This is a genomic window from Paenibacillus sp. AD87 (assembly GCF_001659845.1).
GTDB classification, from domain to species: Bacteria; Bacillota; Bacilli; order Paenibacillales; family Paenibacillaceae; genus Paenibacillus; species Paenibacillus marchantiae.
In genome coordinates this window covers 18,180-31,038 of the sequence record NZ_LXQN01000007.1, presented here as the reverse complement: position 1 = coordinate 31,038, position 12,859 = coordinate 18,180, and the positions used below count along the sequence as shown (strand labels likewise).

Sequence of the window (12,859 nt, the reverse complement as noted above, 5' to 3'; positions counted from 1 at the left end):
ATGTTAACAGTTATATATGAATTAATTTTTTTCTACAGCGTGACCGCCAAATTCATTACGCAATGCTGCGACAACTTTACCTGTGAACGTGTCTGTTTCCAGGGAGCGGTAACGCATCAACAGGGACAACGCGATAACTGGTGTAGCAGTTTGCAGATCAAATGCTGTTTCAACTGTCCAACGTCCTTCACCGGAAGAATGCATAACCCCTTTGATTTCGTCCAGGTTAGCATCTTTGGAGAATGCACGCTCTGTCAATTCCATCAACCAAGAACGGATAACGGAACCGTTGTTCCATACGCGAGCAACTTGTTCGAAGTCGAAATCGAAGCCGCTTTTCTCCAATACGTCGAAGCCTTCACCGATGGAAGCCATCATGCCGTACTCGATACCGTTGTGAACCATTTTCAGGAAGTGACCGCTACCCGCTTTACCTGCATACAGGTAACCATTCTCAACGGAAGTATCCTTGAACGCAGGCTCAACTACTGCCCAAGCTTCAGGATCGCCACCGATCATGTAACATGCGCCATTACGTGCGCCTTCCATACCGCCGGATGTACCAGCATCCATGTAGTGAATGCCTTTAGGTTTCATTTCTTCGTAACGACGGATGGACTCTTTGTAGTGCGAGTTACCCGCTTCGATGATGATGTCGCCTTTGGACAACAGTGGGCTCACTTCAGCCAGTACAGCGTCAACCACGTTGTGAGGAACCATGATCCACAATACACGTGGGGATTCAAGGGAAGCCACCATTTCTGCATAAGAAGATACGCCTGCTGCGCCGTATTCTTTCATTTCATTAACAGCTGCAGCGTTAAGATCAAAAGCAACCACTTCATGTTTGTGGTCAATCAGGTTTCTACCCAGGTTCAATCCCATTTTACCTAATCCAATAAGTCCAAGTTTCATTGCTAGTTCCTCCTGTTATGAACATTTCTAATTTTTATCTGGCCAATTCCAAAATAGTGCTTAACCATGTGGCGCAGTAACCGTTCCGGTTACGAATCGTTCTTTCGATCGCTCTTACCCCCAGATTTCTTTTCATTACCCTCTAAAGGGGGAAATCCGGGGATAAAGGCGCACGCTTCGCTTCTTCAGAATCGATTTCGTCCCCTACACTACTCGCGCGTAATTGTTACGAACTGATTTAGATTGAGCCAACTAATCTATATTTAAAAATTTTCGCGGCCTTCCGGGTATTACCGGAAGGACTTATGCAAAATTGGAACGGTGTAATTCGTAAAAATTTGTATATCATCGAGCAGAATAGATAGTAGTGTTCTCTTCTCTAATGCTGCTCTTACACTACTTTTACCACCAACGGTAGCCGTTCTCTGCAATCAGACGATCTGCTGATTCAGGACCTTGCGAACCTGCGCTGTACGTATCGAGTGGCACACTACCCTCTTGGAATGCTTCCAAGATCGGCTGTACCCATTGCCAAGCCAGTTCAACTTCGTTCCAGTGAGCAAAGAATGTAGAATCTCCACGCATCGCGTCAAAGATCAGGTTTTCATAAGCTTCCGGAATGTTGCGTTCACCTGAGTTGAAGCTCATATGCATAGGTTCCACTTCGCCTTGGTTGAGTGGGTTTTTCGCATTTAATTGAAGCGAGATGCTTTCTTTCGGACCAATTTCAATCGTCAGCAAGTTAGGCTCTGTTGTATTTTCGGATTCATGACCTGTTTTCAGTGGAGCCTTGAATTCAACAACAATTCTGGTTGATTTCTCAGCCAGGCGTTTGCCTGTACGAATATAAAATGGAACTTCACTCCAGAATGGATCATCGATCCACAATCTCGCCGCAACATATGTTTCATTCTGAGAACCAGCTGGAATGTCAGGCTCGTCCAAATATCCAACAACAGAAGTACCTTGCAGTTCGCCTGCTCCATATTGGGCACGAACGACTTCGGAAGCGATATTCTCTTTCGTCAACGGACGAAGAGCTTCAGCGATCTTCTGCTTTTTGAATTGAATTTCTTCTGGTGTGCAGCGTTTTGGCAAATGCAAACCAATCATCATCAGCAACTGAAGCATATGGTTTTGGAACATGTCACGAAGGGCACCGCTTTGGTCATAATACGCGGCACGTTCTTCAACACCAACCGTTTCACTTGCCGTAATCTGTACATTTGCAATGTAACGATTGGACCACAAAGCCTGAATGACCGGATTCGCGTAAGTGAGGGTTTCAATATTTTGAACCATCGGTTTACCAAGGAAATGGTCAATACGGTAAATTTCTTCTTCCGCAAATGTATTGCTCAATTTTTCGTTCAGATCACGAGCAGATTGCAAATCGTGTCCGAATGGTTTTTCGATGATGAGTTTCTTCCAGCCTTTGGTGTTACCCAAGCCGCTTTCTTGAATGTTCAGTGCGATTGGCTCAAAGAATTCCGGTGCGACCGACATGTAGAACATGCGATTCTCGGGAATATTGAGCTCTTGTTCACGTTTCTGAACCAGTTCCAGCAATTTGGTGTAATCTTCAAGCTTCGTATTATTTAAAGAACAATAACGGAAAGCTCCAATGAAGTCGCGAACCTGAGCTTCTTCTTCCGGTGTTTGACGGGAGAAGGTATGCAATGACTTTTCGACATTCGCCTGGAAGTCAGCATCCGACAATTCACGCCGTCCAAGACCGATAACGGAGAAGGATTTCGGCATTTTCGAATCAATGTACAAATTATATAATGCAGGGTAAATCTTACGTTTGGCTAAATCGCCTGTTGCCCCGAAGAGGACAAATGTCATTGCGTCCATTGGAGTGCCTCCTGTGATCTGTGCAGTATAGTATATGATGATACAAAATGTTCAAATCCAAGCATGACAAAAGACGGAATTAGTGGGGGAGTTCCCCGCCTTACCTCCGCTTGTGTATCTGACCTGAATTAAACATGGAACATTCCTTCTCTCCACAACCTTAATCAAGGTTATAAATTGTAACCAATTGAATTGACGTTACCCATCTTACACCTGTCGTCACAATTCGTCAACAATCGTGTCCAACCTGTGAACACCAGTGTTTATAGGGTTTTTATTTAATGTTAACGCTTTATGTGGTAACATTAAGAACAATTGGTATGTGACATTTTACACATAGGGCTTGTGGACACTCAGGTTACAATAAGTATACTAATGCTATAATAAGCATAACTAAATCAAAGGAGTACTATTATGAGCGATGATGAGAATGCCAAGCAAATATGCGAAAAGGTGGAACAGTCTTATCAGATCATTGGCCGGAAATGGGTAGCCCTCATTATTCATACATTGATGGAAGAACCCAAACGATTCAGTGAAATTCACGCTTATATCCCGGACCTGAGCAAACGGGTACTTAATGAACGGATGAAGGAACTGGAGGAAGAGGGGCTGGTCGTCCGTCACGTGGTTACGGAACGCCCTGTTCGGACAGAATATATGTTGTCCCGCAAAGGCACAGAGCTGGGGCGCGCATTAAGCTCCGTAGAACGATGGGCCGATAAGTGGCTGTAGCACGTACTTTTGAGGGAAGTATAGGTGTCTCATTCTATTTTAGAGAAGGAACTTATTTCACTTTAACTTACGACATATTGAGAATTTTAAAATAACGCTTTAAATTTCATCACGATAAGTGCTGACGCTACTTTTAATAACATCAGCAGTTACACTCATATGATTTAATGTCTGCTGCTGCGTTCAAAATGCTGCCGATACTGTAGCGGAGTGGTTCCCGCCGACTTGCGAAATAATTGAATGAAATAAGAGCCATTGGGAAATCCAGCTCGTCTGCCAATCTCTTCAACGGAAAGAGTTGTCGTTTCCAGCAGAAGATATGCCTGCTTGAGTCTTCGGGCTGTGACGTAGTCCGTAATACTGCTTCCTGTTTCTTGCTGAAAGATACGGGAAGCATAAGACTTGGATAAATGAATATCATTCGCCATATGATCCAGTCTGATTTCATCTATGTAGTGCTCTTCAATCCAATGCATCATCTTCTCCGCATGTCTTAATTGACGTGATTCGACCAAGTGTGGTTGACTCGCCTGTTCCCCGTCATTTTGTTGATCCATAACATTCAATAGTTGTAGCAAAAACAGCACCGATTCCTCCCATTCTCCCCCAACCCGACTGCGTGACTGGTGATAAATTCTGTATACCCAATCCAGCTGATCCATAGATAAACTCAAATCAAAAACCTGCTGTTGATTCCTTCCTTTCCATAACCTCGAAAAAAAAGCACGGCGATGCGGGAACGCTTCCAAATATCGGTCCATTATAATGGGCTCTACATAGAAAATGTTCCTTTCATATGGTGTATCTGGATGAACCTCGGCATAGACGTGATGCAGCTGATATGGCTGAAAAAAGAAGAGCATGCCTTTACGAATGGGATAGGTATGATTATTCAATACCACAATGCCTTGCCCTTCATGCACATAGAGAATTTCCCCGCATTGATGCCAATGATAATATCCTTTGAATTCGTTTACCGATTTAATTTGATAATCCCACACCAAAGTATTTCCCTCAAAATCCACAGGTTCAAACACTCTCGTTCCCCCTTCTTCACAATGACAACAGAGCAACATTTCTTCATATCCTAACACAACTTTTAAAGTTTTCAAAAAGATATAATCTCCTTATAGGAAAGCGTTATCTAATTTCTAATTAACCCTAAGGAGGTTATCTAATGGCCAAGGCAGAATCCGCCGTAACTACGACATATTGGCAGGAAGTTATGCAGAAGCTGGAAAACAAATTGCCCGAGATGAAAAAAAACATTGGGAATAAATGTCCTCATTTTGCCGGCGATGATGGGAAGTATGATAACATCAACACCGATTGGTGGGTTTCAGGTTTCTGGCCGGGTATGCTGTGGATTATGTACGATATGACAGGAGAGGAAAGCTACCGGGATGCGGCATGGTCGTGGGATGAAACTCTGGAACAATGGTTTATAAGACCAACAGGAGAGCTTCATCACGATGTTGGCTTCCAGTTTCTCTCTACTGCTGTGATCAAACATAAAATTACAGGTGATGAAGACGCTCTCAGACGTGGTCTGGAGGCAGCCAATTTCCTTGCAGGACGCTATAACCCGGCAGGCAAATTCATTCGTGCGTGGAATGAAGACAAATATGGCTGGGCCATCATTGATTGCATGCTGAATATCTCTTTGTTGTTCTGGGCTTCAGAAGTGACGGGAGATCCCCGCTACAAACATATTGCCATTAGCCATGCAGAGACGACCATGCAGTATGGTGTTCGTGAAGACGGATCGACCAAACATATCCTTTCCTTTGACCCGGAGGATGGTCGTTATATTGAATGTTTTGGCGGACAGGGATATGCTCCTGAATCCTCATGGAGTCGTGGTACCTCATGGGGATTATATGGGTTTGCCAATACGTATCGTTATACCCAGGATGAGCGTTTCCTGAACACAGCGAAACGAATCGCCCATTACTTTATTGCTGCGCTTCCAGAGGATCATGTACCTTACTGGGATTTCAGACTTCCTACCCTGGATGGTCAATCCCGAGATAGCTCTGCAGCAGCAATCGCCGCATCCGGTCTGCTGGAACTGGCCGCCGCCGTTCCTGAAGGTGAAAAACGACTCTATGCCGATGCAGCCGAACAAATTCTGCGTTCCTTAACAGAGAACTATGCAGTCTGGGATCAGCCAGAGCATGAATCGATTCTGCTGCACGCCACAGGCAGCGGCAATTCCTTCATCGATGTCTCCCTGATCTATGGAGATTATTATTATCTGGAGGCCATCGCGAAGTTGAATGGATGGAAACATCGGGTGTATTGATTTTGTTTTGTAAATAGAACTCCAATAAAATGAAGCCAGATCTCACAATATCTGTGGGACTGGCCTCTTTTCCATGTTTATTTAACTAAGACTCCAACTTTCTCCCTAACGTAATATCCACATCCTCGAAGTTCTCCACGGCTGTCTTTTTTTCATAAAAATGCACCGCATTTTTCATAATCCCTTCCCTTGTATAGAAAGCATCCTCTCCCTCTAGTGGAAAAGTAACCTTCTCTCCCGTACTAGCCGATTTATAGATACCAACAATGAGTTCCAGTGTATTCCGACCACTCTTCCCATCCACCAGAAGCGGTGATTCTGTCTCAATGGAGTTCAGCACATTCTCTACTTGCCCGGCATGCCCCACATGAGTAACATCTGGTAATTCGTCAGCGAGTTTCTGAATCTGTTGTTCCAGATCTGGATTGGGTTCTGGGAATCCATTCGTTCGTGCCGTAGAAGCAACGACCTTCCAAGGCGCAGATACCCTGGCCTCTTTACCTTGAAAAATCAACTGCTGCTCCTCTCCATGGTGTACCACGGAACTGGTGATCATACCAAGTGCTCCTTCTTGGAAACGAAGCATCGCCATGGAAATATCCTCTACTTCGGCATTATCATGAGTCGTATTCGCCATAATGGCCTGCAATTCCACCGGAGGACCCATCATCCAAAGCATCGCATCAATATGATGTACCGCATGATTAAGAGTACAGCCTCCACCTTCCTTTTCCCATGTACCACGCCACCACAGATCATAATAATTATGGCCCCGCCACCATAACGAATCGACCTGTACGTGGACAATGGGACCCATAAGTTTGCTATCCAACACATCTTTTAGTTTCATCATCGGTGTCGTAAAACGATTCTGCGCCACAACCGATAGCAGCTTACCACTCTTTTGCGCCGCTTCCAGCATCATATCCGCCTCTTGTAAAGAAGAGGCCATTGGTTTTTCGACAAGCACATGTGTACTTGCATGCAGAAAATCACATGTGATCGGTGCATGGGTATACGGAGGAGTACAGACCGAAACCAAGTCAATGTTTTGATCCAGTAAATCATGATAATCGGTAACAGCTCGTGCTCCTTTCAAACCATATTCGTTAATTTGTTTCTGTGCTTTTTCCGTGTACATATCCACCACAGCTACGATCTGGCATCGTTCAGGAAATGCCAAATACGCTGTAATGTGCGCTGCACTGATCGCGCCTGCTCCAATAATGGCCACTCTCAACATGAATGCATACCTCCCTTATTCCCTTCACAATACACAATAATAAAGCGCTTTTATGCGTTCATCTTGTGATAAAATAAAACTATATTGCGCTCTTGAAGGGGAGGCATTCCTAATGGCCATCATCACTGAGGATCAATTTAATCTGGCATGCCGTCGCACCTCCACCACTGCGTTCCGAGAGGTTTTTCACGCTCATTCACAAATGGAAATCACGTATATCCATGATGGATATGGACAGCTAATAACCGAGGGTCAGGCATTCTCCCTTGAACCGGGTACACTGATGATATTCCGCCCTTTTCAGCTGCATCAGATCCAGATTCAAGTCACGAAAGAACATCCCTTTATCCGCAGCGTACTGATGTATGAGCAGCACCTGCTGAACCCGCACTCTCGGCAATTTGCCGTAGCAAATCGTTTTACAATGGACCTTCTCGGGCAAACATCTCCGCTTCAACCGATTCGTCTTTCCGCTTCATCCCCACTGGTCCAGATGGTTGAGCAATTTGCCGATATTCTACCTACATTACTTCCACATGAAGTGGAAGAGGATACACGACTCTTTTTACTTGGACTGCTCGCACAGCTTCGCTACCTTTGGAAGGATAGGCAGTATCCCAGCTCTACTACGCTCCCAACGAGTCCTCCCGCTCTGCATCCTCATGCTGAGGCTGTCATGCAGTGGATTGAAGAGCACTACAATGAACCGTTTCGTCTGGAGGATATCGCAAATACACTGCATCTCTCGCCCTATCATTTGTCCCATATATTTAAAAAAGCTACCGGCACCACCATCGTTGCTTACACCCAAGCTACACGTATTCGTCATGCTTGTGTGTTACTCACGAGCACTACACACACTGTTCCCGAAATAGGCCACCGTGTAGGCATGTCCAGCCCATCTTATTTCTGCAAAGTCTTCCGCAATGCAACAGGCACCACGCCGCATCAGTATCGGATGAAAGTGCAGGGCAGATAAGAAGATTATCCTACGAAACGAAAAGGAGCAAAAGGAATGACATCCTTTCGCTCCTTAGTTACTAAATATCTACCTTAGTTACTCACCCGGCTTACGAACATCAAGACCCAACTTCTCCAAGAAGAGGAATATTCGCTCGCGTACCTGTTGCAGTTCTTCCTTCTGCTCCGCAGACAATCGTTCTTCATGGATGTTCCCATCCTGATCCATCACCATGGCTTCATACTGCTTCATCTGTTCATATAACGATTTGAACTCGGTAAACTGCTCCTTTGGAAACTTCGTCTCTGCCATTGCTAGCTGTTCCTTCCAAAATTGCTCCTGGTCCATAGGTTCTTTTGGAGAGTCTACACTTGCTGCTTCCAGCTTTTTAAAAAATGGTTCCAGTTCTGCAGTAAGACGATTAAACTCCGTCTGTTCTGTGGCATTCCATTGCTCGGGGTGCATCTCTCCATGTTGATCCGCATACTTTAAAGCCATTTGCCCCATTTGCTTCATCAGACCCATAAATTGAATGAATTCCTCTTCACTTAAATGTGCTTTGGCTGTCTGCAACTTCGCTTCCAGTCTCATGTAATCTTCCGATGTTCCACCCACCGCTGATATATTTTCCTGTGAACCATACATTTCGTTTGCCAAATAAGTATACCCCGCATAGGCTCCAGTAGGAATGATGAGCACAGCAGCCAGCAGTACAGTAATCAACCATTTTTTCCGATGTTTTTTGAGATGTGATTCACTTCGAATAGCATTCATGATTTTATGTTTTGTTCTCTCAGGAATTGTCCAGTCTTTAGTCTCTTCCTGGTAGGCTGTTCGCAGCTGTTCATCGAGATTCATGCAAATCCTCCACCTTTCCCCGAATACCTAGGTCCAACTTCTGATTCTGCCTCAGCTTGGTTAATGCCGCATGAATACGTGATTTCACCGTTCCTAGCGGAATATCCAATATGCATGAAATCTCTTCTTGTGTGTACTCGTTCAAATAGTGAAGAGTGATGGCCTGCTGCAGCTTGTATGGCAATCGGTGCACCTGTTCAAGCAGAGGGCGATTTGCCAGTTTGTTGATTAAGTCACCCGAAAAATCATACTCCAGCCCAGTATCAGACTTTTCCATCCGCTTGCTAAAACGAAATTGAGTCAATCGTCTGCGCCGGTAACTTCGAACCTGCCGCATCGTCACACCCATTAACCAGGGACGAAACGCTCTCTCCGAATCGTATCCCTCTAAGGACCGGTAGGCCTGACTATAAATTTCCTGTACCAGATCTTCCGCGTCAGATGAGTCACGAATCAGAAAACGCACAGTGCGATACACATCCTTCACCGTTTGCTCATATAACTCCCCGTATGCTTCGTAATCTCCAGCCCGGGTTAATTCCACAAGTTTTATGTACTTTTCTGCCTCACTCATTATCCATCCCCTTCCTCCTTACACTATATATTGGCATACCAGCTCCATATCGTTCGATTTATTTATTTCAACTTCTCCGACTATAGAAAAAAGCCTATTCCTCACTCATCGGTCGAGTAGGAATAAGCTTATATTTCTTACTTCATATGAACATGAAGTATATTATTCATGGGCTAAACCATCCGCTGCCTCATTGCCTCAAACAACAAGATCGTCGCCGCCATCGCGGCATTAAGTGACTCTGCCTGTCCCTGCATCGGAATTGTAATTGCATCGTCCACCAGTTGTGCAGTAGACTCCGATATACCCTTGCCTTCATTACCAATCACAAGCCACACCGATTGTGTAAAATCATAACTGTAGCACGAATACTCCGCCTGTAAAGACGTACTAACCAACTTTACACCCGCAGCCTTCGCTTCAGGAAGCAACGACTCCAGCTGACCTTCTACAATTGGCAAATGAAACAATGACCCCATCGTTGAACGGATCGTTTTCGGATTATAGACATCCGCACAACCAGCACCGAGCACAACTCCTGCCGCTCCCGCTGCATCCGCACTGCGAATGATCGTTCCCACATTACCAGGGTCCTGAACATTGTCCAATACAACGACCAGCCCCTTGGAGGAAGACAACAAGCTTTGAAGCGGCTCACGACCTTTATGTACAACGGCAAAAACAGGTTGGGGTGTCATTGTATCCGTACACTTGGCGATAACTGCAGGAGATACACTGATCCATTCCACACGCTGAAGTGGAGCCTCCAGTCCAGCCAGTTCCTTGGGTACACCCTGCTCCCCATCGTAAACGATGCATTCCAGATCTGCCCCGGCACGCAGCGCTTCCTGTACGAGATGAATACCTTCAATAATATATTTATGTTGACGGGTACGGTGCTTTTTCTCCAGCAGCTGTGCCCATTCCTTCACACGTGTATTTTGCGGTGATACAATATCCATCTTTCCATCCTTCCCGTCTGCGGGATTTTTTATCAACATGTTACATGACGAATTGAAATTTCCCGCCTAAAGATTGCTTCATCATCCCATCATTATACTTATCACTTTGGATACGCAAGCTCCATTTTCGTCAAATGGTCCTTGTGACCAACGATGATCAGCACATCCCCGTCCGCAATCCGATCTTCCGCATACGGAGAGATATTCATCGAATTCCCACTGCGGATCGCCATCACGTTACACCCGAAACGAGCACGAATATTTAGCTCCAGCAGATTTTTACCAATCATTTGCTCGGACGCTCTCATCTCCAAAATGCTGTAATCCTCAGATAACTCGATGTAATCGAGAATGTTTGGAGATGTCAGATGATGGGCTACGCGTAGTCCCATATCCCGCTCAGGATAAATTACCTTGTCCGCTCCGATCTTCTGCAATACTTTACCATGAAGCTCATTTTGTGCTTTTACAATCAGAACAGGTACACCCATATCCTTCAGAATAAGGGTCGTGAGAATACTCGACTGAATATCTTCACCAATCGCCACAACGACGACATCAAAATTCCGTATACCCAGCGCCCGCAGCGCTTCTTCATCCGTTGAATCTGCCGATACGGCATGAGTCACCACATTGGACATTTCCTGGGTCCGCTGCTCGTCCGCATCAATTGCCAATACGTCGAATCCCATGCCGCTCAGGGCATTGGCTACACTTGATCCGAACCGCCCCATGCCAATGACGGCATATTGTTTTTTTGCCATTAGGGTCTAACCTCCCGCTGCACTTCAGCATTACGCATCTATTGGTAGTCCATTTTTCAATTAAAGGGTGAATGTTTACTTAAATATCCTTCGTAGTATACCACAAAGCCCAATAAACTTGAATGCGCTCACGCTTCCCAGGGAACAGTATTAGAGCAGCCGAATATACGAGGAGGGACTTGCGATGCCAATTACATTAAGCCTGCGTGAAGCGATTGTTCATAAGGTTCATGATAAAAGTGATGATCAGCTCCGGGAGATGATCGAAGGTTCTGTAGATGGACCGGAAGCAGCATTACCCGGACTTGGTGCCATTTTCGAAATGATCTGGAAGAACACGGAACCTGCCAAGCAGGAAGAATTAATTCAAATCGCGCAGGAGCATCTGCACACCATTCCCGTTCAACCCATCAGATAATTGAAGCCTTGGAGGGAAAGGTACCATCATCACGTTGTTCTGTCTGCAAAGAAGGATTTTGGCTCATTGGTCAGGATAATGCCTTGCTCCAAGAGTAAGGCAGTTATCTCCCTGTAGACTAATTAGGCTCCCCAACCAAACAAGGTACAGCCACTGAGCATAACTCAGGAGGCAGTACCTTGTTTGTGTATACCAATGTTTTAGAAAAGGAAAACCGCTCAATTAAAAAATTTAGCGATTTTTTCAAACAGAGCCGATATTTCTTCATCTCCAGCAGTGGATGTGTCCGTATTCCCCCATGCATTCTTAAGTGCAGCCAGCAGATCATTCTCTTCATCCTCACCCGAAGAGGCAGCCCCTGATCCCGAGCTGGTAATGAGATTTTGCAACTCACTCAGCAAGGATTTCTTTTCATCAACAGTAAGCTCGTTGTTCATTGTGTTATCTTGGTTCTGCTCGTTAGAATTTTCTTGAATATTCCATGCAAATGGCGGCTTAATCCCACCCATGGCTTGCATCATTGGAGGTGTTCCATTGCGATCAGAACGCGGTGAATCATTTCCTGGCGGGGGTTCAGGGCGTTGGCTTTGAATGATTTCAGCTACTTGGTCAAACAGATCGGAGATATCCTCATCCGTTGCTGCTGAAAGGTCCTGACCGGATAACAAATCAGATATGGAAGCCAAAGGGTTCACCGTGCTGCCACCAATCTCATTTGTTACTGCTGAAGCATCTGAAGAAGACAGATAACTTTGCAGATCAGATAACAGCGATTTCTGTTGATCCGTCGTCAGTATAAACGCGTCCTCGCTCAGATTGTACGTTCTGCTGTAGTTTTCTGTTGGGAGTGAGGACTGTAACCCTCCAGCATATTCTGCAAATTCTTTGCTTAATTCAAGTGAATCAGCAGCCTTTCTTTGCGCAGTGTCGTATTCCAGGCTATTTAACTTGTTTTCGTTTGCCTTTACTGAATGATCATAGGACGTTGTGATCGAATGCCTGTTAATGGATAGTGACAAAATAGATCTCCTCTCTCTGTGTACATATTGAGTAGCTGTACCGTACACTTCAATTTCATCGGTTGCCAAACTGAATTTAACCTGAGAGCCGACTGAATGATGACTGAATGTTATTCTCCCTTTTTCCCTAATGCGGGGGAAAACCTTAATGAGATATAAACGCTGGGAACGACAAAAATGACCTAAACCCCTCTGATCAGGGATTAGGTCATTTGTTTCTGCTGTCTTTACTAGTTTAGGAAGAAACG

Annotated in this window: 13 protein-coding genes; 4 read left to right on the top strand and 9 right to left on the bottom strand. The window is 45.1% G+C overall.

Annotation, left to right across the window (positions count from 1 at the left end; all coding sequences use genetic code 11):
- Nucleotides 1-21 precede the first annotated feature (21 nt).
- The gene (gene gnd / locus gpAD87_RS00270; protein WP_064635690.1) at nt 22-915 is read right to left on the bottom strand and encodes a phosphogluconate dehydrogenase (NAD(+)-dependent, decarboxylating); all 894 of its coding nucleotides are present in this window, start codon (nt 913-915) and stop codon (nt 22-24) included.
- Between the two features lie 402 nt (nt 916-1,317).
- A complete protein-coding gene (gene zwf, locus gpAD87_RS00265) occupies nt 1,318-2,772 on the bottom strand; it encodes a glucose-6-phosphate dehydrogenase (RefSeq protein WP_063566150.1) in 1,455 nt (484 codons plus the stop codon).
- Between the two features lie 414 nt (nt 2,773-3,186).
- Between zwf and gpAD87_RS00260 the strand changes: the two genes are divergently transcribed.
- The gene (locus gpAD87_RS00260; RefSeq protein ID WP_063566151.1) at nt 3,187-3,507 is read left to right on the top strand and encodes a winged helix-turn-helix transcriptional regulator; all 321 of its coding nucleotides are present in this window, start codon (nt 3,187-3,189) and stop codon (nt 3,505-3,507) included.
- A gap of 164 nt (nt 3,508-3,671) precedes the next feature.
- Here gpAD87_RS00260 and gpAD87_RS00255 read toward each other — a convergent pair whose 3' ends face one another.
- Nucleotides 3,672-4,619 (bottom strand): helix-turn-helix domain-containing protein, encoded by a 948-nt coding sequence (locus gpAD87_RS00255; RefSeq protein WP_082934956.1) that lies wholly within the window; start codon nt 4,617-4,619, stop codon nt 3,672-3,674.
- Between the two features lie 65 nt (nt 4,620-4,684).
- Here gpAD87_RS00255 and gpAD87_RS00250 point away from each other — a divergent pair, with 65 nt between their 5' ends.
- Nucleotides 4,685-5,812 (top strand): glycoside hydrolase family 88 protein, encoded by a 1,128-nt coding sequence (locus tag gpAD87_RS00250; protein WP_064635688.1) that lies wholly within the window; start codon nt 4,685-4,687, stop codon nt 5,810-5,812.
- Nucleotides 5,813-5,897: 85 nt separating this feature from the next.
- Here gpAD87_RS00250 and gpAD87_RS00245 read toward each other — a convergent pair whose 3' ends face one another.
- On the bottom strand, nt 5,898-7,055 hold the full coding sequence (locus tag gpAD87_RS00245; protein WP_064635687.1) for a Gfo/Idh/MocA family protein: 1,158 nt from the start codon (nt 7,053-7,055) through the stop codon (nt 5,898-5,900).
- A gap of 112 nt (nt 7,056-7,167) precedes the next feature.
- Between gpAD87_RS00245 and gpAD87_RS00240 the strand changes: the two genes are divergently transcribed.
- Complete coding sequence (locus gpAD87_RS00240) at nt 7,168-8,034, top strand: AraC family transcriptional regulator (RefSeq protein WP_064635686.1); 867 nt, start codon at nt 7,168-7,170, stop codon at nt 8,032-8,034.
- 78 nt (nt 8,035-8,112) lie between these two features.
- Here the strand turns inward: gpAD87_RS00240 and gpAD87_RS00235 are convergent, their stop codons facing one another.
- The 4 genes from gpAD87_RS00235 to gpAD87_RS00220 all read right to left on the bottom strand — a co-directional run bounded on the left by gpAD87_RS00235 (nt 8,113) and on the right by gpAD87_RS00220 (nt 11,174).
- On the bottom strand, nt 8,113-8,874 hold the full coding sequence (locus gpAD87_RS00235; RefSeq protein ID WP_064635685.1) for a DUF3600 domain-containing protein: 762 nt from the start codon (nt 8,872-8,874) through the stop codon (nt 8,113-8,115).
- Nucleotides 8,861-9,448, bottom strand: a complete 588-nt coding sequence (locus tag gpAD87_RS00230) for a sigma-70 family RNA polymerase sigma factor (protein ID WP_064635684.1) — start codon at nt 9,446-9,448, stop codon at nt 8,861-8,863. Before gpAD87_RS00230 ends, gpAD87_RS00235 begins: the two co-directional genes overlap by 14 nt.
- A 173-nt stretch (nt 9,449-9,621) precedes the next feature.
- Complete coding sequence (locus gpAD87_RS00225) at nt 9,622-10,410, bottom strand: TrmH family RNA methyltransferase (RefSeq protein WP_064635683.1); 789 nt, start codon at nt 10,408-10,410, stop codon at nt 9,622-9,624.
- Between the two features lie 101 nt (nt 10,411-10,511).
- Nucleotides 10,512-11,174, bottom strand: coding sequence for a potassium channel family protein (locus tag gpAD87_RS00220; protein WP_064635682.1), 663 nt, complete (start codon nt 11,172-11,174; stop codon nt 10,512-10,514).
- A 184-nt stretch (nt 11,175-11,358) separates the two neighbouring features.
- Here gpAD87_RS00220 and sspI point away from each other — a divergent pair, with 184 nt between their 5' ends.
- Nucleotides 11,359-11,592, top strand: coding sequence for a small acid-soluble spore protein SspI (gene sspI / locus gpAD87_RS00215; RefSeq protein WP_062324046.1), 234 nt, complete (start codon nt 11,359-11,361; stop codon nt 11,590-11,592).
- Between the two features lie 218 nt (nt 11,593-11,810).
- Here sspI and gpAD87_RS00210 read toward each other — a convergent pair whose 3' ends face one another.
- Nucleotides 11,811-12,611, bottom strand: coding sequence for a hypothetical protein (locus gpAD87_RS00210; protein WP_064635681.1), 801 nt, complete (start codon nt 12,609-12,611; stop codon nt 11,811-11,813).
- Between the last annotated feature and the right edge of the window lie 248 nt (nt 12,612-12,859).